At 60.6% G+C, this 22,350-nt stretch carries 17 protein-coding genes and 1 tRNA gene; 2 read left to right on the forward strand and 16 right to left on the reverse strand.

Going from position 1 to position 22,350, the window contains the following annotated elements:
• Positions 1-72: 72 nt before the first annotated feature.
• The 11 genes from cphA to nirB all read right to left on the reverse strand — a co-directional run bounded on the left by cphA (position 73) and on the right by nirB (position 15,977).
• Positions 73-2,712 carry a cyanophycin synthetase gene (gene cphA, locus GKZ68_RS19485; RefSeq protein ID WP_173117743.1) on the reverse strand — a complete coding sequence of 880 codons (2,640 nt, stop codon included), beginning with the start codon at positions 2,710-2,712 and terminating at the stop codon, positions 73-75.
• 138 nt (positions 2,713-2,850) lie between these two features.
• Positions 2,851-2,921: transfer RNA gene (locus tag GKZ68_RS19490), tRNA-Cys, on the reverse strand.
• A gap of 109 nt (positions 2,922-3,030) precedes the next feature.
• Positions 3,031-4,920, reverse strand: a complete 1,890-nt coding sequence (gene rpsA, locus GKZ68_RS19495) for a 30S ribosomal protein S1 (protein WP_173117745.1) — start codon at positions 4,918-4,920, stop codon at positions 3,031-3,033.
• Positions 4,921-5,055: 135 nt separating this feature from the next.
• Positions 5,056-5,661, reverse strand: a complete 606-nt coding sequence (locus GKZ68_RS19500) for a hypothetical protein (RefSeq protein ID WP_173117747.1) — start codon at positions 5,659-5,661, stop codon at positions 5,056-5,058.
• Positions 5,662-5,686: 25 nt separating this feature from the next.
• Positions 5,687-6,373, reverse strand: coding sequence for a bifunctional precorrin-2 dehydrogenase/sirohydrochlorin ferrochelatase (locus GKZ68_RS19505; RefSeq protein WP_173117749.1), 687 nt, complete (start codon positions 6,371-6,373; stop codon positions 5,687-5,689).
• A gap of 31 nt (positions 6,374-6,404) precedes the next feature.
• Positions 6,405-7,880, reverse strand: a complete 1,476-nt coding sequence (locus GKZ68_RS19510) for a rubredoxin (protein ID WP_254244076.1) — start codon at positions 7,878-7,880, stop codon at positions 6,405-6,407.
• Positions 7,881-7,959: 79 nt separating this feature from the next.
• The gene (locus GKZ68_RS22825) at positions 7,960-9,594 is read right to left on the reverse strand and encodes an FAD-dependent oxidoreductase (RefSeq protein WP_367949235.1); all 1,635 of its coding nucleotides are present in this window, start codon (positions 9,592-9,594) and stop codon (positions 7,960-7,962) included.
• The gene (locus GKZ68_RS22830) at positions 9,537-11,438 is read right to left on the reverse strand and encodes a molybdopterin oxidoreductase family protein (RefSeq protein ID WP_367949182.1); all 1,902 of its coding nucleotides are present in this window, start codon (positions 11,436-11,438) and stop codon (positions 9,537-9,539) included. The genes GKZ68_RS22825 and GKZ68_RS22830 overlap by 58 nt, the downstream gene beginning before the upstream one ends.
• A gap of 52 nt (positions 11,439-11,490) precedes the next feature.
• A complete protein-coding gene (locus tag GKZ68_RS19520) occupies positions 11,491-12,810 on the reverse strand; it encodes a NarK family nitrate/nitrite MFS transporter (protein ID WP_173117753.1) in 1,320 nt (439 codons plus the stop codon).
• A 102-nt stretch (positions 12,811-12,912) separates the two neighbouring features.
• A complete protein-coding gene (nirD, locus tag GKZ68_RS19525) occupies positions 12,913-13,263 on the reverse strand; it encodes a nitrite reductase small subunit NirD (RefSeq protein WP_173117756.1) in 351 nt (116 codons plus the stop codon).
• Positions 13,264-13,472: 209 nt separating this feature from the next.
• Complete coding sequence (gene nirB / locus GKZ68_RS19530; RefSeq protein ID WP_173117758.1) at positions 13,473-15,977, reverse strand: nitrite reductase large subunit NirB; 2,505 nt, start codon at positions 15,975-15,977, stop codon at positions 13,473-13,475.
• A gap of 330 nt (positions 15,978-16,307) precedes the next feature.
• Here nirB and cobA point away from each other — a divergent pair, with 330 nt between their 5' ends.
• A complete protein-coding gene (gene cobA / locus GKZ68_RS19535) occupies positions 16,308-17,084 on the forward strand; it encodes a uroporphyrinogen-III C-methyltransferase (protein WP_254244077.1) in 777 nt (258 codons plus the stop codon).
• A 67-nt stretch (positions 17,085-17,151) separates the two neighbouring features.
• Here the strand turns inward: cobA and GKZ68_RS19540 are convergent, their stop codons facing one another.
• The 4 genes from GKZ68_RS19540 to GKZ68_RS19555 form a co-directional block, all read right to left on the reverse strand.
• A complete protein-coding gene (locus GKZ68_RS19540; RefSeq protein ID WP_173117760.1) occupies positions 17,152-17,913 on the reverse strand; it encodes an SDR family oxidoreductase in 762 nt (253 codons plus the stop codon).
• A gap of 151 nt (positions 17,914-18,064) precedes the next feature.
• Positions 18,065-18,643, reverse strand: a complete 579-nt coding sequence (locus tag GKZ68_RS19545) for a Crp/Fnr family transcriptional regulator (RefSeq protein WP_173117762.1) — start codon at positions 18,641-18,643, stop codon at positions 18,065-18,067.
• 17 nt (positions 18,644-18,660) lie between these two features.
• Entirely contained in the window at positions 18,661-19,254 is a 594-nt protein-coding gene (locus GKZ68_RS19550; protein ID WP_173117764.1) for a DUF4202 domain-containing protein, read from the reverse strand.
• A 48-nt stretch (positions 19,255-19,302) separates the two neighbouring features.
• Positions 19,303-20,532: a DUF3298 and DUF4163 domain-containing protein gene (locus GKZ68_RS19555; RefSeq protein WP_173117766.1), complete on the reverse strand. Its 1,230-nt coding sequence runs from the start codon at positions 20,530-20,532 to the stop codon at positions 19,303-19,305.
• Positions 20,533-20,726: 194 nt separating this feature from the next.
• Between GKZ68_RS19555 and GKZ68_RS19560 the strand changes: the two genes are divergently transcribed.
• Positions 20,727-21,632: an alpha/beta fold hydrolase gene (locus GKZ68_RS19560; RefSeq protein ID WP_173117768.1), complete on the forward strand. Its 906-nt coding sequence runs from the start codon at positions 20,727-20,729 to the stop codon at positions 21,630-21,632.
• A gap of 72 nt (positions 21,633-21,704) precedes the next feature.
• On the opposite strand, the gene GKZ68_RS19565 is transcribed toward GKZ68_RS19560, so the two are convergent.
• Positions 21,705-22,199 (reverse strand): HNH endonuclease, encoded by a 495-nt coding sequence (locus GKZ68_RS19565; protein ID WP_173117770.1) that lies wholly within the window; start codon positions 22,197-22,199, stop codon positions 21,705-21,707.
• Positions 22,200-22,350 lie beyond the last annotated feature (151 nt).

Raw genomic sequence — 22,350 nt, forward strand, 5'->3', positions numbered from 1 at the left:
GGGGGCAAACCTAACGAGATACTTCCGTCGTCAGCATGACAGACGTAGAAAAGACAAACGTACAAGAGCAGGCTAGCCGTTTTTGAGGCTGGCCTCAAACTCGTCGAGCTTCTTAAGCGTGCCGCTGATATTCTCGGTTAGCAGCGTGATGACGGCGCCATCGGGCGCCGTGGCCAGCACGTGGTCGATGGCATCCAGCTCATTCTCAATGTAGGTAATGGGCAGCTCGGGCTTGTCGAGGCGCAGGCCGCGCGTCATTATTTCTTGCAGAAACTCAGCCGACTTGCCGCGCAAATCCCGGTCCTGCCGCAAAATAACCTCGTCGAAAATGCGGCCCGCGATGCGCGCAAACCCTAAAGTATCTTCATCGCGGCGGTCGCCCAGGCCGCTCACCACGCCGATTTTGCGGCTAGCCGGCGTGGCGTTCATAAAGTCGGCAAACTTGCTGATGCCCGCCGTATTGTGCGCGTAGTCCACAATCACCTCGAAGCGCGGAAACTTGTAGACGTTCATGCGGCCCGGCGTCTTGGTTGCCGAGGGCACGAAGGTGCGGAACGCCGTCTTAATCGTGTCCTTGTCAAAGCCCGCCAGATAGCCGGCCAGGGCGGCGGCCAGCGAATTTTCAATGTTAAAGGTAGCCCGCCCGCCAAACGTGACCGGAAACTCGGCCGCCCGGTCGATGCGCAGCTTGTACGAGTTCTTGTAAATCGTGAGGTAGCCTTCCTCGTACACGGCCGCCACGCCGCCGGCCTCCACGTGCTCCTGAATACGCGGATTATGCTCATTCATCGAAAAATAAGCTACGCGGCAGTCGAGGTTACGGCCCATCTCATACACCAGGTCGTCGTCGGCGTTGAGCACGGCCCAGCCGTATTTCTGCACCGTGCGGGGCAGCACGCCCTTCACGGCCGCCATTTCCTCCACGGTATGGATGTCGCGCATACCCAGGTGGTCGGCCGCCACGTTGGTTACCACCGCAATGTCGCAGGTGTGGAAGCCTAAGCCCGAGCGCAGCATGCCGCCGCGCGCCGTCTCCAGCACGGCGTAGTTCACCGTGGGGTCACGCAGCACAAATTCGGCGCTTTGCCCGCCGGTGCAGTCGCCTTTTTGCAGCTGAACACCTTGAATATAAATGCCATCGGTAGTCGTAAAGCCGACCTTGTAGCCGATGCTAGCCACCAAGTGCGCAATGAGGCGCGTGGTGGTGGTCTTGCCATTAGTGCCGGTCACGGCGATAATTGGAATCCGCGCCGTTGAGCCGGGCGGAAAGAGCATGTCAATCACCGGCGCCGCCACGTTGCGCGGCAGGCCATCAGTAGGCGCGATGTGCATCCGGAAGCCGGGGGCCGCGTTCACCTCAATCACCGCGCCGCGCGTTTCATTCAGCGGAATAGCGATGTCGCTGGTTAGCAAGTCGATGCCGCAGATGTCGAGGCCCACGATACCCGCCACGCGCTCGGCCAGCAGCAGGTTGTAGGGGTGAATGAGGTCGGTCACGTCGGTGGCCGTGCCACCGGTGCTGATGTTGGCGGTGCTCTTGAGATACAGCGTTTCGCCGGCCGGTAGCACCGATTCCAGGGTCAGGTCGCGGCCCTTTAAGATGTCCAGCGTGTGCTGGTCAGCCTTGATGCTGGTGAGTACTTTTTCGTGACCCACGCCCCGGCGCGGGTCCTTATTTACTTCCTCAATGAGCTGCTGGATAGTTTTTTGCCCATCGCCCGTTACGGCAGCGGGCGTGCGCTTGGCGGCGGCAATAAGCTTGCCATTCACCACCAGCAGGCGGTAGTCGTCGCCCTCCACAAACTGCTCCACAATCACGGCCCGCGAGTATTCTTTGGCCGCTTTAAGCCCTTCCACGGCGTCGTCCCAGTTCGTGATGCGGATGGTGGCGCCTTTGCCGTGGTTGCCATCGAGCGGCTTGGTCACGATGGGAAAGCCCAACTCCTCGATAGCGTCGCGCAGGCCGTCTTCCGAATACACGGTGGTGCCGCGCGGCACCGGCACGCCGCCATCGGCCAGCATAGCCTTGGTGCGGTTTTTATTGCCGGCCACCTCCACGCCCGCGTGCGAGGTCAGGTTGGTAGTGGTAGCCCAGATGCGGCGCTGGTTTACACCGTAGCCAAGCTGAATTATTGAGCTGTTTTTCAGCTGAATGTACGGAATGTTGCGCGAGGCAGCCTCGGCCACAATGCTCCAGGTGCTCGGCCCGAAAAACTCTTCTTCCCGAATGTCGTGCAGCTCGTTGATAACCGGCTTGAGGCTGAATGCCTCGCCCTTGCAGAGCGCCTCTACCAGGTCTACGGCGGCCTCGGCGGCGTAGCGGCCAGCGCGCTCTTCCTGGTAGGCAAACACCACGTACTCTACGCCTTCCTCGCGGGCCGGGTAGCTTTTGCCCCAGTAAACCGGCATGCCAGCCTGGCGCTGCAACTCCAGCGCCACGTGCTGGATAACGTGCCCCAGCGGCTCGCCATCGGCCAGCTGCTCTTGCGTCAGGGGTGGGTGCTTAGCGAGCTGCTTGCTCGACGGCCGGCTAGCCTGCTGAGGCTGCCCAATGCCGGGCAGCAGGGCCGTGAGACGCTCGGCAAAGCCGTCAATGGTATTGCTCCATTCGCCGGCAAATTCTTGTAAATCAACTTTGCATACAATCAGGCGGTAGTGCTTCACCGACCAGTAGCTCGGCCCGCGCATGGTGCGGAGGTCAATAATCTTCATATAGCCAAAACAAGGATAAGGTGCCGGCCCGGCCAGCAGTCCGGCAAGGTAGGCAGTACGCTGCTTAAGTGGCCGGTGTTGGGCAGCCAAGGCACAAAAAAGCCCCCACCGCTTCAGCAGAAGCAATGGGGGCTTTCGAGGTAACGGGCGGATTCGAACCGCCGTAGGAGGTTTTGCAGACCTCTACCTAGCCACTCGGTCACGTTACCGGCTTGGGGGCACAAAGGTACGCAAAAACCTTGTATTGCCAAATTGCTAAGGCATAAAAAAGCCCCAGCCGCAAGGCTGGGGCTTCTCATTTTAACCTATAGCTAGCGCTTAGGCAATCTCCGCGTTGTCGGGAGCAGCGCCGGCGGCGGGAGCATCCTGGCGGGCGCGCAGCTTGTCTTCGCCGGCCTGGCGCTCGGCGCCAGCAAGCTGGTCGCGCAGGGCGCTGAGGGCGTCGAGGTCGCCGAGAGTGTTCTTCTCAGCGGGCTTCTTAAGGTCGCTCAGCTTGCCTTCGCCCTGGCTAGCGCCAGCGCCACCGGTCGGGGCCTTCTTGGCAAATTTCGAGTTGGTCGTCTTGTTGCTTTCGTCCTCTTTGTTGAACACGGCGGTGTGCGAGAGCACGATGCGGCGGTCATCCTTCGAGAACTCGGTAACGCGGAAGTCCAGCTGCTCGCCGTTCTCGGCGGTCGTGCCATCCTCTTTCACCAGGCCTTTGGGGTAAGCGAAGCCCTCGATGCCGTACGGCAGTTCGAGTACCGCGCCACGGTCCGACTTCTCGGTGATGGTCGCCTTGTGCACCGAGCCAGGGGTGAACACCGTCTGGAAAGTATCCCAGGGGTTTTCTTCCAACTGCTTCACGCCCAGGGCTAGGCGGCGAGCGGGCATATCCAGCTCCAGTACTACTACGTCGAGCTTGTCGCCAACCTTCACCACCTCCGAAGGGTGCTTAATTTTCTTGGTCCACGACAGGTCCGATACGTGCACGAGGCCATCCACACCTTCTTCCAGCTCTACGAACAGGCCGAAGTTGGTCAGGTTGCGCACGGCGCCGCTGTGCTTGGTGCCTACGGCAAACTTCTCAGCGAAGTCGGCGCGGGTCCACGGGTCTTCGGTCAGTTGCTTGATGCCCAGGCTCATCTTGCGGTCTTCGCGGTCGAGGGTCAGTACGACTGCCTCTACCGTGTCGCCCTGCTTGATGAAGTCCTGCGGGTTGCGCAGGTGCTGGCTCCAGCTCATTTCCGAAACGTGGATGAGGCCTTCAACGCCCGGTACCACTTCCATGAACGCGCCGTAGTCGGCTACGTTCACGATGCGGCCCTGTACGCGCGAGCCGGGGCCGAGGTCGGCCGGCAGCGAATCCCACGGGTGGGGCGTCAGTTGCTTCAGGCCCAGCGAGATGCGCTTCTTGGCTTCGTCGAAGTCCAGCACCACCACGTTGAGTTTCTGGTCGAGCTGCAGTGCTTCGCTCGGGTGAGCGATGCGGCCCCACGAAATGTCCGTGATGTGCAGCAGACCATCGACACCGCCGAGGTCGATGAACACGCCGAAGTTGGTCATGTTCTTGATGTTGCCTTCCAGAATCTGACCTTTTTCGAGGTTGTTCAGGATGGCTTCGCGCTGCTGCTCGAGGTCCTTCTCAATCAGGACTTTGTGCGACACCACTACGTTGTCGAAAGCAGCGTTGATTTTCACCACTTTCACTTCCATGCGGCGACCAACATAGATGTCGAAGTCGCGGATGGGTTTCACGTCGATTTGCGAGCCGGGGAGGAAGGCTTCTACGCCATCCATCTCCATGATGAGGCCGCCCTTGGTGCGGCGCTTCACCACGCCTTCCAGCACGGTGTCATTCTCCAGGGCCGCGTAGATAGCGTTCCAGGCCTGCTTGATTTTAGCTTTCTTACGGCTCAGGATGAGCTGACCGTTAGCATCTTCCTGGTCTTCGATGAACACGTCAACCTCGTCGCCCACTTTGAGCTCGGGCAGGTCGCGGAATTCGCTCAGGGGCACGAGGCCGTCCGATTTGAAGCCGATGTTCAGGATAACATCGCGGTCGGTGATGCCCACCACGGTGCCTTTAATTACCTCTTCCTCCTGAACGGTGGTGAGGGTGTCGCCGTACATTTTTTCGAGTTCGGCGCGTTGCTCGGCGTTGTAATTGCCGCCGAAGCCGCTTGCTCCAACATTGTCCCAGTCGAAGTCGTCAACCATTTCTGCCATGTTACTAGCAGGTTCCTAAGCTACTGAACGCCACGCCGAAACCCGGAGCGGGGCGCATTTTGGGTTGGTTCCGAAGGCGCGAGCCCCCGACCTGCCGCCTTGACAGGGCCGCAAAGGTACGGATTTTCAGCGGGTTTAGCAAGTAGGGGTTGGAGTGGCCGGCTTACGATGATACGCTCTAGCCACTTGTAGAAAATACTGTTCCATTAAGTGGTCGGCAGCTCCCATCAGAAAGTGTTCGGCTTGTAATTGAAGGTCGGGGTCGTCTTGCGTAGGTCGGGCTTTCATCAGCCTTTTAATGTTCTTCTTGACGTTCTGGGCCACAAAAGGCCCTTTCATTGCCATGATGACGTAGCTACAAGCTAGCATTGCTTCACCAGAGTCGTCTAGACTGAGCATGAAGTTGACGAAAAAATTGAGGTGCTTCGTGCAGTCGAATTTCTCTAGTGGCCAAAGAAAATTTGAACTGTAATTCTTGTTTTCAGGCGCGACTGCGGCCTGCATAAGCGGCCGGATAACCCGTGGGTCTTTTGTTGAACCAAGAATGGCAGCGATAAAATGCTTGGCTTCCTGCGTCGTCGCTATTTTAAGTAGCTTAATTAGCTCAGGTATAGCTTTTACCCGAGGCTTTTCGATGCAAGTTTGTACAGTCAGTAGCTCCTGATGTAAGATGGAATTAGGTTCTGCCTCTCTCAGGTTTTTGCGTAACTGTTCGCGGTTAGTAAGTTGCCGTTTGCTCATTTAAAGATGAGAGAATAACTGGTTATTACTCCGGCCGCCGAAACAGCCGGCTAGCCAGCAAACCCCCAGCCGCAAGCAGCGCGCCCGTGGCCACGCGCCGCCACTTCCTAGTAGCGGGCGACTCGTATGCCTTGCCGCCGGCCAGCTCGGCCGTGACGGCGTTGAGCGACTTCACTTTGGCGGCGAAGTCGCCGGACACCCTGCCCCGGATAACGGTCATCTGCTGCAATACCTCGTCTAACTCGTCGGGCAGGGCTTCCTCCAGCATAGCGCGCACGCGCTTGGCCACGGTGGGCGACTTACCATTGGTGGAAATAGCCACTTTGAGCTGGCCTTTTTGCACCACCGAGGAGAGGTAGAAGTCGCAGAGGTCGGGCGTGTCGGCCACGTTCACGAGCAGGCGGCGCTGGCGGGCGGCGGCCTTGATGCGGCGATGCAGAGCTGGGTCGTCGGTGGCAGCGAAGACGATGTCGGCCGCGTCGAGGTCGGTTTCGAGCCAGCCGCGCTCGACGAGCTGGATACCTGGGTGGCTAGCCGCCAGGGCGCGCAGCTCGGGTAGAAAGCTGAGGCTGACGATGGTAACGGCCGTTTTGGGGCTGCTGCGCAGGATGGCAGTGAGCTTTTCGAGGCCCACGTTGCCGCCGCCCACGAGTAGCACGCGCAGGTTTTCGAGCTTGAGGAAGGCGGGGAAAAGGGGATTTTGGTCGGGCATGTGGCGGGAGATAATACTTCGCCAAAGAACGTCATGCTGGCTGAAAGCGGGTGGTCACAGCGGCGAAAGTCTCTTTCGGCGCCTCGCAGGTGGGGCAGGCGTAGCTGGCTAGCTCAGCCCAGGGCGTGCCGGGCGCAATGCCCTGGGCTGCATCGCCATAGGCCTCATCATAAATAGTAAAGCAGCGGCGACACTGGTACAGCGGCGGCTGGTCAGGAGCTGTGGACGAGGGGCTAGCCACCTCAGCGGGCGGCGCGGCGGGCAGGCTAGCGGCGGCCTGCTGCTCGTAAAACTGGTCGCAGAGCTGGGTGAGGTACCAGGGTAGGTTTTCGCGGCTCACCTTTTTGCGGAAGCTGATGAAATCCTTGCTGTTGGGGTTGAAATCGCGGGTGTGCAGCACCTCGTACTGCTCGGCGTGCAGGCCGGTTTGGGTGAGGCTGTCGAAGTGGCGGCGCACCACAATGGAGCCGAACAGGCCGGTCTTGGGCTTGGTTTTGATAGCAAAGCACAGTTGAAACGTGCGCACATCCTCCTCGTTGAAATGGCGCACCAGCTCGTGCTTCAGGGCTAGGCCGTGGGCGCAGTGGTCCTCGACCTGCCAGTTTAGCTCATTGGCGGCGTGGCGCACGTTGATGCGGTGGCGGCGCAGCACGGCGTCCCAGTGCGGGCGGTCGGCCAGGGCAATACCTTTGATGATGAGCGACTTCCAGGGCGTGGTGCAGAGCTGGCCGAGGCGCGTGCGCAGGCATACCTGGCACACGTCTTTGAGGAAAGCCACCGAAAACTGCTCGTCGCGCCGGTAGATGCCTAGCCACAGCTTGCTGCCGTAGCGGTTGAAGCCTTCGTAGTAGGGCAGCGTGAAATCGGGCAGGCTAAGCGGCGTAGTAATGGGCTGCGTGATAAAGCGTTGGCTGTCGCTCACGAGGCGGTGCAGCAGTGCGCCATCGGCCGCCGGCTGGTCGTAAAACTGGTCCTTATTGGCAAAAATGGCCCATTCCACGGCGCGGCTCAGGCCGGGGATATCCTCCGAATAAACGAGGCCGGGCCAGCAGTACACGGCATTGGTTTGCGGAAAGCGCAGGTAGAGATACCAGTAATTGCTGGTGTCGGAGGTGATGAAGTTGAGGTTGCCGGTGAAGAAAGGAATGAACGTCTGGTGGCGGTCGATGAGGTTGATTTTCAGCTTGGGCTGGTAATCGAAGAGGTCCAGAATGTTGCGGTACACGCCCTCGCGCAGCCAGGCCGTGTTATGAAAAACTTCCTCCACCACGTAGGAGCTGCTGATATTGGGGTGCTTATCGGCATCGACCTCGCACGCGATACCGGCCTGGCCCAGCGTGTGCAGCAGCCCGCGCCGGTGCGTGGCACCTACCTCAAAAAACAGCTGCTGCCGATTGCCAAACCGCACTTGCTCGACTTGTGCGCGCTCGGCCGCTTCCAAGATGGTGAGCAAATCGCCGGCCGACACGAGGCCGCCGGCCAGATTAATTTTGACGAGGTGAGACAATTTCAATGAGCAATTAGCAATTATTTTCTTGTTGATGACGGTCACGCTTCATGGGCTGCTAACTGGTAATTGCTCACTGCTAACTGAAAAATACGCTGCACCTCGGGCGGCACGAGCCGCAGCCGGTGCCCGCGCCGGTGCTGGCGCACAGTTCCTTGAGCGAGTTGCAGCCGGTGGCGATGGCCTGGCGCAGGTTGTCGGCGCCCACGTTATTACAGCTGCACACCAGCCTGCCGAGCACTGGCGTGGCCTGGCCACCACTGCGCAGCAGTTGCAGGCGCTTGTCGCTCAGCTCGGTGCGGTTGGCGATGAGGTCGCGGTATTCCTGAAACTCATGTTTATCGCCGATAAGAATGGCGCCCACTAGCCGGTCCTGGTGGATGATGCATTTCTTGTAGTAGCGCTTGGCTTTGTCGGTAAAGACAATCTCTTCGTAATCAGTGCTGTTAGGGCATTCGGGCAGGCCGATGCTGCACAGGTCGAAGCCGTGAATCTTGATGATGTTCATAAACGTACTGCCCAGGTACTGGCTAGCCACGTCGCCGCTGAGGTAGCGGGCCAGCACGGCCGCCTGCTGCTCGGCCGCCGCCGTGATGCCGTAGAGCGTGCCCTGGAATTCGGCGATTTCGCCCAGCGCAAATACGTTAGGGTCGCTGGTTTGCAGGTGGGCATCGACCACCACGCCGCGCTGGCAGGCTAGCCCGCAGTCGCGCGCCAGCTCCACGTTGGGCACCGTGCCGATGGCCAGGATAAGGGCGTCGCAGTCGAGGCGGCGGCCGCTCTTAAGGCCCACGCCGGTGAGGCGGGCGCGGCCGTAGTACAGCTCCACCTCGTCGTTGAAGTAAAGGTCGCAGCCCTGGTCCACCATTTCCTCCTGCAGAAGCTGGCTGCCCAGCGCATCGAGCTGCCGGTCGAGAAACCGCGAAATGCGCTGAATAATCGTGACGCGGGTGCCCACCTCGCGCAAGGAAGCGGCCATTTCGAGGCCGAGCAGGCCACCCCCCACTATCACCACGTGCGCCTGCTCGGGCAGGTGCTGCCTGAAGTTATCGGCGTCGGTGCGGCTGCGCATCGTGAAGATGCCGGGCAGCGTGGGCACGCCGCGCGGCACGGCCGCCCGGCTGCCGGTGGCCAGGATGAGCACGTCGTAGCTGGTGCGCTGGCCCAGCGAATCGACCACGTATTTCTCGGCGCGGTTTACCTCCGTCACGTGCACGCCGCGCCGCAGGGCTATGGCGTGGGCCGGCTCCTCGTGGTCCTGCATTTTTACCAGCTGCGCCCAGCTTTGGTGGCCGCTGATGTAGTCGGGCAGCATCACGCGGTTATAAAACGGCTGGTCTTCCTTGCTGAAAATGGTAATGTCATCTTCTTGATTAACTTCGCGATACGACCGCACGAAGCCGTGCGCGCCCGCGCCCGCGCCGATGATGACGATGTGCTGCCGGGGCTTGGCATACTTGACGACGTGCACCGCGCAAAACTTCAAGTCGGGTTCCTTGGAAAGGGGGTCGAGCGCGCCGGAAGTCACGTTGTTGGCCCGGTTCAAATCGGAGCCTAGCTGCTTGCCCCAGTGCATAGGCAAAAACACCACGCCCGGCCGTAGGCCCGCCGCCAGCCGCGCCGCCACGCGCACCTCACCCCGGCGCGAGGTCACCGTTACGAGGTCGCCCTCGGCCACGCCCAGCGCGGCGGCATCGTGCGGGTGTATTTCCAGAAAAGCTTGGGGCTGTGCTGGTTCAGCTTGCTGACTTTGCCCGTCTTGGTCATCGTGTGCCACTGGTCGCGGATGCGGCCGGTAGTGAGGATGAAAGGAAAATCGGTATCCGTCGCTTCGCTGCGGAACGCGACCTGCACCGGGTGAATGATAGCCCGGCGCGACGGCGTATAAAACTGCTGGTCGGTAAATAAGCGGGCTGTGTCGGGCGCCGGCTGGCTAGCCCGGTAGGGCCACTGCACCGACCCGCGTTCCTGCAAAATGCGGTAAGTCAGACCCGAAATATCGAGCGTGGTGCCGGCCGTCAGGCGCGCATGTTCCTCATAGATAGCCGCCGGGCTAGGGTAGTCGAAACCACTAAAGCCCATCGCCCGCGCAAAGCGGCAGATAATTTCGGCATCGGGCAGGGCCTCGCCGGGCGCGGCCACCACCTTCGCCAGGTGGCTGATGCGGCGCTCCGAATTGGTCATGGTGCCTTCTTTTTCGGCCCAGGCGGCGGCGGGCAGAATAACGTCGGCGTAGGCCAGCGTTTCGGGCTTGTGGCTGATTTCCTGCACCACCACAAATCTGGCCTTGGCCAGGGCCGCCTCGGCCTGGCGTGCGTTGGGCAAGCTGGTGAGCGGGTTGGTGCAGAGTATCCAGATGGCTTTGAGGCGGCCATCTGCCAGGGCCTCAAACATTTCGGTGGCCGTGTAGCCGGGCGTGGCGGCCAGCGGCCCGCTGCCCCAGAACTGCTGCACCTCGGCGCGGTGAGCGGGGCTAGCCAGGTTGCGGTGGGCGGGCAGCAGGTTGCTGAGGCCGCCCACCTCGCGCCCGCCCATCGCATTGGGCTGGCCGGTGAGCGAGAGCGGCCCCGCGCCGGGCCGGCCAATCTGACCCGTGATGAGGTGCAGATTCAGCAGCGCCAGGTTTTTATCGACCCCCACGGCACTCTGGTTCAGGCCCATCGTCCACATCGAGAGGAAGGCCCGGGCGCTGCCGAGGTAGCTAGCGGCCAGTCGAATAGCTTCTTCCGGCACGCCGCATAGCTGCGCCGACTCGGCCAGGGGGCGCGCCAGCACACTATCGCGGTACGTCTCGAAGCCTTCGGCGTGCTGCTCGATGAAAGCCAGGTCGATGTCGCCATTCTCAATGAGCACCCTAGCCAGGGCTTGAAGCAGCACCACATCGGTACCGGGAATGAGCTGCAAGTGCAGGTCGGCCAGCGCGGTAGAGTCGGTGGCGCGCGGGTCAATGACGATGACTTTGGTGGTTGGGTTGGCGGCTTTGTGCGCCTCCACGCGGCGCCACAAGATGGGGTGGCACCAGGCGGGGTTGGCGCCGGCCACCAGCAGGCAGTCGGCCAGCTCGATATCGTCGTAGCACACCGGCACGCTGTCTTCGCCCAACGCCATTTTGTAGCCCACCACGGCGCTGCTCATGCACAGGCGCGAGTTGGTGTCGAGATTATTGCTGCCAATAAAGCCCTTCATGAGCTTATTGAGCACGTAGTATTCCTCGGTGAGGCACTGACCCGAGGCGTAGAAAGCCACCGAATCGGGGCCATACTGGTCAATAAAGGTCTTGAAAACGGCCGCGGTGCGGGCCAGGGCCTCGTCCCAGCTCACGCGCTGCACCGGGTGGTTTTTGCTGTAGCGCATCTGCGGGTACAGCAGGCGGTCGGAGCGGTCGTTGACGGTGTATTGCAGATTTAGCCCTTTGCTGCACAGCGCACCTTTGTTCACGGGGTAATCGGGGTTGCCGACCACGGTCACGTCGCCATTTTTCTCGGGCTGCACCAGCACCCCGCAGCCTACCCCGCAGTAGCAGCAGATGGACGGAGAGGCGGGGGAGAGGGTTGACATAGTGGTTTATGAATTTGGTTATCGTTCTGCCGCCGCCGGCGAGGCTAGCCGGCTAAGCCCCAGCCAGGGCCAGCGGCGCTTCGGCCGGCGCTTCGCCCGTTTCTTTAGCTAGCAGGCGCACCAGCAGTACCAGCGCGCCCACGGCCGCCACCCCGAAGCCGATGTAGAGAAAGGCCGTGCTGTAGCTGATTTCCTTGGACTTGAACAGGAAGCCGACCAGCATAGCGCCGAGGTTGCCGCCCGCGCCCACAATGCCGCTCACGCTGCCGATGGCCTGCTTGTTCACAAACGGTACGATGGAGTAGGTGCAGCCATTGGCCATTTTCAAAAACAGCGCAAACACCAGCATCGACACGATGGCCAGCGTGAGGCTGGGAGCCAGCGAAAAGAACGCAATGCCAATGCCTTCGAGTACCAGGAAGGCGCTCAGCAGCACCCACTTGCCCTTGAGGCCGTAGGCGCGGCCGGTGCGGTCGGCCACGATGCCACCCAGGCCCCTCGCGAAGATGTTCATGAAGCCAAAGATGCCGGCCAGCAGGCCCGCCGCCACCAGCGTGGCCCCAAAGTGGTCGACGAAGTACACGGCGGCCACGTTGTCGATGGTGATTTCGATGCCGAAGCAGGCGCCGTAGGCCAGCGCCAACAGCCAGGTGCGGTAGTCGCGCAGGGCCAGCAGGAAGGTGCCTTTCTTCTGCGTCGTGGCGTCGCGCTCAATATCGGCGTAGTTGCCGCGCGGCGTGTCTTCAGTGTAGTTGTAGTACAACACGGCCATTATCAGCAGAATAACGCCGGGTACGACCATCGCCAGCCGCCACGAGTTGGCTTTGTCCACGTAGCCCAGGCTCACGAAGGCGGCGGCTACCAGGGGCATCACCATGTTGGCGATGCCGCCACCAAGGTTGCCCCAGCCGCCGGCCACGGCGTTGGCGGTGCCCACCACATTGGGCGCAAACATCATTGAGGTGTGAAACTGCGTAATGACAAACGAGGCACCAATAATGCCGATGGCTAGCCGGAACAGCAGGAAGCTCTGGTAGCTGTTGCTCAGTCCGATAAGCATGACCGGAATGGCACCCACCGCTAGCAGCAAGGTGTAGGCTAGCCGCGGGCCGATGGTGTCGCAGAGCTTGCCCATGAGTAGGCGCGCCAGAATGGTGGCCGACACCGAGGCAATCACGATGTTGCCCACCTGCCCCTTATCGAGGTGCAGCTGCTCGCGCACCAGCGGCATGAGCGGCGCAATGCCAAACCACCCAAAAAAGCAGAAGAAAAACGTGAGCCACGTGAGGTGAAACGTGCGCATTTGCACGCCCTTGGCGGCGAAGATGTTGAGCCGGGTCAGCGGCTGCTGGGCAGTAGCAAGGGAGTCCATAAGCAAGTGGTTTGGTGCGAAGTAGCGCGGACTTTTAGTCCGCGAATAGAGGTATTTAGAGTAGTTCGCCGCGCGGACTCACAGAGTCCACACTATATAGCATCAGGCCCAGCCGATGTATACCATATCGCCTTCTACCCGAATAGGATAGGTCTGAATAGCGCACTCATCGGCATTCAGGCACTCGCCGGTGAGTAGCGAGAAGGTGCGCTTGTGGTAGGGGCAGGCCACCTTGGGCTCGCAAGCCTCGCCGGTGCTGCCAATCATGCCCCTGGCCAGTATCATCTGCTGCTTGTGGGGGCACAGGTTTTGGGTGGCGTACCACTCGCCGCGCCGGGCAAAGTTGAAAATGGCCACCTGCTCGCCCTCTACCAGGGCGCAGGCCCCGCCGTCGGCGGGCACGTCGGAGGTCCGGCACACGGGGAGCCAGGTAACTGCGGTCAGCGTTTCCATAAAAAGCTATTCACTAATTGATTGTATGTGATGGCGCGGGGCGCTGCCCCGTGCCATCTATTTGCCGGCCTCTGGCCGGCGCATCTGCAAGCGTTGTTGGAACTAGTTTTACCAGCGTGCCCTAGCGTGCGGGCCAGAGGCCCGCGAATAGTCGGCACGAGCCTCGCGCCATCGGGGCCATCCGGTTATTGCTGTTCGGGCCAATGGGTTTACCAGGCTTTGGACATTTTTTGCCCGCGCATCTCGGCAAATTCCATCGTGGGGTCTTTCACCTGGGGCGCGTTCACGAAGTGGGTGAACTGCTTGCGCAGCTCCGGGTTTTCGACCACTTCCTTCCACTCGCAATGGTAATTTTTGATGAGCAGCGCGATTTCTGCCTCCAGGTCGGCACAGATGCCGAGGCTGTCGTTGATGACCACGTTTTTGAGGTAGGCTATGCCGCCGTCCAGCTTGTTGAGCCAAGTGGCGGTGCGCATCAGCGGGTCGGCCGTCTTAATGTAGAACATCAGGAAGCGGTCGAGGTACTTGAGGAGGGTTTCTTTATCAATATCGGCGGCTAGCAGCTGGGCGTGCTGGGGCTTGGCGCCGCCGTTGCCGCACACGTACAGGTTCCAACCCTTTTCGGTGGCAATTACGCCGAAGTCTTTGGCTTGGGCCTCAGCGCATTCGCGCACGCAGCCACTCACGCCGCTCTTCATTTTGTGGGGCGAGCGAATGCCCTTGTACCGATTTTCGATTTCGATGGCGAAGCTCACGCTGTCGTGCAGGCCGTAGCGGCACCAGGTGCTGCCCACGCAGCTTTTCACGGTGCGCAGGCTCTTGCCGTAGGCGTGCCCGCTCTCAAAGCCCTCGGCAATCAGCTCCTCCCAGATATTAGGCAAGTCGCTGACGTGCGCCCCGAACATGTCGATGCGCTGGCCACCCGTAATCTTGGTGTACAGGTTGTACTTCTCCGCGATGCGACCGATGGCCATCAGCTGCTGGGGCGATACCTCGCCGCCCGCCATGCGCGGCATCACCGAGTAGCTGCCGCCCTTCTGGATGTTAGCCAGGTAGCGGTCGTTGGTATCCTGGATGGTGTTTTGCTTGACAATCAGCTCGTTCCAGAGGCCCGACAAGATGCTGCCCACGGCGGGCTTGCACACCTCGCAGCCATCGCCGGTGCCAAAGTGGTCGAGCGCCGCGCTATAGGTACGAATGTCGTTGATTTTCAATAAGTCGAACAGCTCCTGGCGCGAGTAGTCGAAGTGCTCGCACAGTACGTTTTTGATGTAGGCGCCCTGCGCCGTGAGTGTGCCGTTGATGAGGTCCTTCACCATGGGCACGCAGCCGCCGCAGCCAGTGCCGGCCTTATTGCATTTCTTCATCGCGTCCACGCTGGTAGCGCCCAGCTCGGTCACGGCATCGCAAATCATGCCTTTAGTTACGGCCTCGCACGAGCACACCAGGGCCTCGTTGGGCAGGCTCATTACGCCGGCGCCTTCGCTCGCCTCGCCGCCGCGGGCACCCAGGATGAGGTCTTCGGGGTGCGGCGGCAGCACGATTTTGTTGTTGACCGTTTGCAGCAGCATGTTGTAGGCTTCGGCATCGCCGATGAGCACGCCGCCCAGTAGGTACTTGCCGTCGGGGCTGAGGTTGATGCGCTTGTACACGCCGCTGTGCGCGTCTTCAAACACGATGCTGCGGCTGTGCGGCTCCGCGATAAACGGGTCGCCGAAGCTAGCCACATCTACGCCGATGAGCTTGAGCTTGCTGCTCATGTCGTAGCCGGTGAAGGCGCGGGCGCCCTGCTGCAACTGGCTCACTACCACCTCAGCCATGTCGTAGCCGGGCGCCACGAGGCCGTAAATCATGCCGCCGTGCAGCGCGCACTCGCCGATGGCGAAGATGCTGGAGTCGCTGGTGCGCATCTCGTCGTTTACCACGATGCCGCCGCGCATGCCCACTTCCAGGCCGGCTAGCTTGGCTAGCTCGTCGCGGGGCCGGATGCCGGCCGAAATCACCAGCATATCAACTTCCAGAATGGAGCCGTCGCCGAAGTGCAGCGCGTCAATCTTGCCCTCGCCGCCGATGTGCGAGGTAGCTTTGCTGAGGTGAATTTTCAACCCTAGCGCCTCCAGCTTGCTTTGCAGCATGGCGCTGCCGGCGGCGTCTATCTGCCTGGGCATCAGGCGGGGGGCAAACTCCACCACGTGGGCATCGGCCACGCCAAGGTCGAGCAGGGCCTTAGCGGCTTCGAGGCCAAGCAGGCCACCGCCGAGTACGGCGCCGCTGCGGGCGGTGGCGGCGTAGGCCTTTATCTGGTCGAGGTCCTCGATGGTGCGGTACACCATCACGCCTTTCTTTTCCACGCCCGGCACATCGGGCACGAAGGCCGACGAGCCGGTGGCCAGCACCAGGTAGTCGTAGGGCTGCACGAGGCCACTGCGGGCGTGCACCGTGCGGCTAGCCCGGTCGATTTCCTGCACGGCATCGCCCAGATGCAGCACGATACCATGGTCGTGGTACCACTGCTGGGGGGCCATCAGCAGGTCGTCGGCGGTTTTGCCGCCGAAATACTCGCTCAGGTGCACGCGGTCGTAGGCCACGCGGGGCTCTTCGCCAAATACTACGAGGTTAAAAGCGGTCGATTTGGCGAGGAGCTTCTCGCAAAATTTGTAGCCGACCATGCCGTTGCCGATAACAACGACGGTTGGTTTTCCCTGCGGTGCCATACTAACCAGTTAGGTATAGGTAGAAAATGAGTTGGCAAAATCGAGGGGGTGGGGAGGGGGAGGAGGGCGAGAATTAAAATAAAGATGTTTTCACTAAGGCCCTTAATTAAGGGGTGTTACACATCTTGTTCAGCAAACTTAAACAAAAATGACCCTTTATCAAATAGGTAGTTTCAAAAATAAAGGTTAATTTTTCTTAGCAACACCCTAAATTTAGCAGGCAGCCTTATTTGCTTGGTTGCTCACAGCCAGCATGAGGATGTTATTTTGCCAGGCAGCTAGCAGCGTTTCTTTGTTGGCTGCCTAGGCTAGCTTTTTGTATTTGCCGTCATGCCTATGACCCGTTTGCCAACTATTCCCGAACTGTACGTGGTAGGTGCCGGCCCCGGCGACCCCGAGCTGCTGACCCTGAAAGCGCACCGCATTCTGCAAACGGCCGATGTGATTCTCTACGACAACCTCGCCAACCAGGAGCTGCTGGCGCTAGCCCCCGTGGCTTGCGAATGCATCTACGTGGGCAAAAAACCCTACGGCGAATACACGCCCCAGGAGGTTATTCACAAGTTAATCCGCGAGAAGGCGCTGGCCAAAGGCCGCGTTATTCGCCTGAAGGGTGGCGACCCGTTCATCTTCGGGCGGGGCTTTGAGGAGATGCTGTTTGCCCGCAGCCAGGGCATTGCGGCGCACTACGTGCCCGGTATTTCGAGTATGCAGGCCGTTGGCTTTGAAGATATTCCGCTCACGCACCGGCAGGTGAGTGAGGGCATCTGGGTGCTCACGGGCACCAAAAAAGACGGCTCGCTCTCGGCCGATTTGCGGCTAGCCATGCAAAGCAACTCGACGGTCGTCATCTACATGGGCATGAAAAAGCTGCCCGAAATCGCCGCTACTTACGTAGCCGAAGGCCGCGGCTATACGCCCGCCGCCGTAGTTATGCACGCCTCACTGCCGCAGCGCAAAGTCGTGGTAGGCCGCGTAGAAGAGTTGCCCACGCTGGTAGCCGCGGCCGGCATCACGTACCCGGCCATCATCTTTATTGGCGATGTGGTAGGCGTGGGCCGAAAAATGGGGCTAGGCACAACCAGCGAACTATCATCGATGGATTAACGCGCAGCGCCCCCTCGCCGGGCTAGTGCCAGCGAGGGGGCGCGTTTACTACCGGTAGCTATGTTGCTTACAGCGTGCGAATGCCTCCATCAATCAAAAGCTCGCTGCCGAGCATAAAACTAGAGTCATCGGTGGCTAGGTATAGTGAGGCCTGGGCGATTTCGCGGGCAGTGGCGACCCGCTTCACGGGGGCAAACTGTCCCATGCCAGCTTTGGCAGCTTCGGCTTCTTCCTTACTGGCCGTAACAGACTCGAATACTGGCGTATCGACGGGGCCGGGTGTAAGCACATTCACCCGAATACGCCGGGGCAGCAACTCGGCCGAAAAGCTGCGGGCCAGCGAGCGCGTAGCGGCTTTTGTGGCGGCGTAGGCGGCGTGGTTGGGCACACCCTTTTCGGCTACCGTAGACGAGGTGAGGACCACCGAAGCACCGTCGCGCAGGTAGGGTAAAGCCTTCTGCACCGTGAAGAACGTGCCTTTAAAATTGACGTTACTCACGCGGTCAAACATCGACTCGGTGAAGTCGGCCAGCGGCGCTAGCACATAACTGGCAGCATTGACGATGAGCACATCTACCGCGCCCAGCTGCTGATGTACAGTGGCAAACAAGCGGTCGAGGTCGGCTACATTGGCCACATCGCCGGCCACGGCTAGGGCACCGTGGCCAATCTGGGCCACGGCTTGGTCCAGGGCTGCCTGGTTGCGCCCCGTAATGGCAACGCGAGCGCCCTGCTCGGCAAATAGTTGGGCCGTAGCCAGGCCAATGCCGCTGCTGCCGCCTGTGATAACGGCTACCTTATTGCGGAGTTTTGCTGCTGTCTCTGTCATGGGAAGGGGTTGTAAAATGATGAGGCAAAATTCCCCATCAGGCTAGCCTCCTTCCCTTGAAGTACCTTAAGAAATACGGTTGAAGTAGTTCAAGCAATAACCGCTGCATAACGCGCGCGGTGTGGTGTCTATCGTATTAAATTACAAATAGTTACGCTTTATTATTTCTAATTTTTGACAAGAATTCAGGCGTCATATTTAGGTAGGATGCTAAGGCGTATTGCGGCACGCGCTGGGCGAGCAGCGGGTAATGAGCCAGAAAATCGTGGTAGCGCTCCTCGGCCGTTTGGGTAAGGTTGGCGATGATGCGGCGCTGAAAAAAAGCGGCTGAGCGCTCGGCCATTATCCGAAAAAAGGTTTCGGCTGCGTGGTGCGCACTTTTTAGCTGCTGCTCGCGCTCGTAGGTAATCTGCAATACCGTGCTGGTTTCGAGCGCCACCACAAACATGGTGGCCGGCTGCTGGGAGATGTAGCTGTTATAATCGGAAATCCACCAATCGTCGATAGCCAGCTGAATAGTGCGCTCCCGGCCCTCTTGGTCGATGACGTAGGCGCGAAAAGCCCCGGCTACGATATAACTGCGGGTAGTAGCCACAAAGCCAGGCTGCACAATGAACTGCCGTTTCTGCACACGCTGGGTCGTGAAGCTGGCTAGCATCTCCGCCAGTACGGGGGCGGGTAGAGGTACCCGGCGTTGGAGGTGAGCTGCCAGGGCGGCTTGTGTGGTCATGGCACAAGTGGCAGTTTTTAGGCCAGGGCTTTCTCCACCAGCGCCCGCGCCTCGGGCGAGAAGGGTAGTTGCAGGGCTAGCGCGTGGCCGCGCGCGGTCATTTTGGGCCAGGTTTTCTGCACTATCTCAAGCACCTTTTCTTCGGGGTGCTGGGCGGCGAAGGGCAGGAAATAATACTCCAGAAATACCAGGCAGATAACGTCTTCCAGCAGCTGCACTTCGGGGTCGTCTTTCAGGCGCAGCTTCTGCACCAGCTCCTGCACGCGGGTTATCAGCTCGGGCGCGTAGCCGGCCTGGGCCAAAAGCTGGCCAGCCAGCTCGGCGTGGTACTTCTTGAGCGTGTTGCGCCACTGGTGGTAGCCGGGCCGCGTCATGGGGAAGTCCTGGCGCGGAATGCTCCAGCGCCGGATGTGCTGGCAGCGGGCGGCGAGCTGCACGGCTTCGGGCGCGTCGGGCGCCACGCGGGCCAGGCAGGCGCTCATGCGCTGGGCATACAGCACTTCCTTGGGCACCAGCTCGCCCGTCTCATTCGGTTCGAGGTTGGGGTCTGCGCTGTTAGCTGCGTCGAACAGGCGGAAAGCTTCGGCGAGGGGCGGAGTTTGGCTAGGCATAGGAAAGCGTAAAATGAGCGGGGTAATCACAAAGAAAGCAGCCCGACCCTAGCGGGCCACTACGCCGCTGCCCGGCAGCGGCAGGCCATCGCGCAGCAGCGGGCGCAGTTCGGAAAGTGGCAAAAACACCCGTATTTCGCCCTGCGCATACGCCGCAATTTCGTAGGGCTGGTAAATAAAAACGGCTCCGCTGGTCGTCAGGTACACATTCTGCGTCACCGGCATCTGCTTCACGAAGAGCTGCTTATCGAGCGGTTCGGCGGCGGCTAGCCCCACCAGCGGGCGTACCGCCCGGCCTAGCAAGGCGGGCAGCTGCTGCGCCGCCTCAGGCCGAAAAATATCATCGTAGCGCAGGCGGCGCCCGGTGCGCAGGTCGTAGCTGGCGCCCGCAGTGCCATACGCGCCGTGTGCACCACCACTGTAGTTGTAATGAAAGAACCCCAGGCTCAGCAAGTTGGTCTGGCGGTAGAGCACGTAGGTATTCGTCTGGTCTTCGTAGCTCAGGCCGGGGGCATAGGTGCCCAGGCCTGCCGTGTCGGCGGTGGCCGGGCGGGTATCGGCCGCATCCTCGCGGTATTCCTTGAAAAACTGCTGGCGCTGCTGCTTATAAAGCGCCGTGAGCGTCACCGGCGGTAAGCCATCGAGCGTATCGCCGCGCAGGCCTACTAATATGTTGTCGGTCAGGCGCTGGCGCAAGTCGGCGTCGCCCCCGGTCGGCACCAGTGCCTGCAAGCTGATGTGTCCGCGCGGCGACTGCACATCTTTGGGAAAAGCTGCGGCCGAGTCGGCAAAGTAGCGCACGGCAAACGTGAGCGCGCCGGCCGCCGGCTGCACCAGCCGCAGGCGCGTCGGCTGCCCGCCCACGGTGCCCGCCAGGTCGCCCCGGCCGGACTGGCGCAGGCGCCAGTACAGCGTAGGCCCGTTGGGGTCGATGGCCTTTTCGGGGCTGGTTTCAAACAGCACCACGCTGTCGGGAGTCAGGCTAGGCTGGCCTTGCAAGGTATAGGGGTGGCCATCAAGGCCGTAGTAGCTACCGAAGCGGCCCGTGGTGCCCGTGGCGTCGAAGCTGCGCGGGGCGGCCACTAGGTGCAGCGTAATGCTATCGGCCTGGCCCGGCAGCAGGGCGCGGTACACGTGGTAGGAGGTGCCGGGCGAGCTAGCCACTGCCGACGGTGGGCTAGCCGCACCCGCGCCGACAGTAGTGGTAGTGGCCGCTGGCTGGTGGTTGCAGGCCGCCAGGCCGAGCAACCCCAGCAGCGCGTACAGAGAGCATTTCATGCCGCAAAAGACGGTCAGAAACGCGCGTAGTTTGCTAAGCGCAAGAAATCTGTTGATTGAAAGCAGTATACGCTTCGGCTTAATACCCAGTCTGCTAGCCTTGTTAACAGAAAAATTATGTCATTTGTCATCCCTGGCAGTCGGCTTTGCGTAAATCTGAAGGAATCCTTCTCATTCACCCTTCCTTTTCCCGTATGAACCTCATCAAAGCAGGCAGCGACGCCGCTGGCAAGCCTATTGAAATCAATTATGTAGATTATGGCCAGGGCAACCCGGTAGTCCTCATCCACGGCTGGCCGCTCGACCTTCAGTCCTGGGAGTTTCAGCTGGCCGAGCTGCCGTTGCACGGCGTGCGCGTGGTGGCCTACGACCGCCGCGGCTTTGGTAAGTCATCAAAGCCCTGGGACGGTTACAATTACGACCAGTTTGCCGACGACTTGAAGGCCGTGCTCGATAATCTCGATTTGCAAAACGTGACCCTGGTCGGCTTCTCAATGGGCGGCGGCGAAGTAGCCCGCTACATGAGCCGCCACCAGGGCGCGCGCGTGAGCAAGGTGGTCTTTATCAGCGCCGTGACTCCTTACCTACTCAAGACGGCGGATAACCCCGATGGCGTAGATAAGTCGGTGTTTGACGATATGCTGAAAAATATCGGCAAGGACCGCCCCGATTTTCTGGCCACATTCAGCAAAGGCTTCTACGGCGTGGGCGCCTTGAGCCACCCCGTGAGCCAGGCCACTCTCGACTGGAGCCAGAGCATTGCCTTGCACGCCACGCCGCGCGCCACCACCGAGTGCGTAAAAGCCTTTAGCGCCACCGATTTCCGCCAGGATTTGAAAGGAATCAAAGTGCCGGCGCTGTTTATCCACGGCGATGCCGACAAAACGGTGCCGCTCGACAACAGTGCCAAGCGCGCCGTCGAACTCGTGCCCGGCGCCCAATTGGTGGTGTACAATGGCGAAGCCCACGGCCTAAACGTAACGGCCGCCGACCGTCTCAACCGCGACCTGCTCACGTTCATCAGCGGCCAGCCGGTATCAGAAGAGTATTCGGAAGGGGAAGCCTACCCGGCCGGTGCCGCCGAGGAGCAGACCTATTAGCCCCACTAGCTAACGCAACAAAAAAGCGTTCGGCCAGCTGGCCGAACGCTTTTTTGTTGCGTTAGCTAGTGGCTAGCCCAGGTAGGCGTGCCAGTTCTGGTCGAGGGTGCCGGCCGAGAGTTTGAGAAAGCCGGCTAGGGTTGGCTTCTTGGGCTGGGTGCGGAGAGGCATATTCGCCTCCGAAGGCGTGCGCTGGCCTTTGGCGTGGTTGCAGCGTGAGCAGGCCGCCACGAGGTTGGTCCAGCCCGAGTCGCCGCCGCGCGAGCGCGGCATCACGTGGTCGAGGGTCAGGTTCTTGCCCGAGCCGCAATACTGGCACTCGTACTGGTCGCGCTTGAAAATATTGTGGCGGCTGAGGGCAATGCCTTTGTAGGGCACGCGCACATAGCGCGCCAGCCGGATGATGCTGGGCTTGGGATACGCCTGTGAAATCGTGCGCAGCGTGCCGTGGTCCGACTTGGCCACCATTTCCGCTTTATCCAGAAACAACAGCACGAAAGCCTTCTGTACGCTGCATAAGGTAATGGCGGTGTAGTCGCCATTGAGTACAAGCACTTTTTGGTCCATATACGGTAGGCGAAAACTAGTTGGGCGCAAGCTACTAGATTTCACGCATATGAACAAGGGCCCCGGCCGAATGATTCCGCCGGGGGCCCAGTAGCGCGCACTTTGTAGTCCGCGTTTTAACCGCTTGCGAGCGCGAACTACAAAGTCTGCG

This window comes from Hymenobacter sp. BRD128 (genome assembly GCF_013256625.1).
GTDB lineage: Bacteria > Bacteroidota > Bacteroidia > Cytophagales > Hymenobacteraceae > Hymenobacter.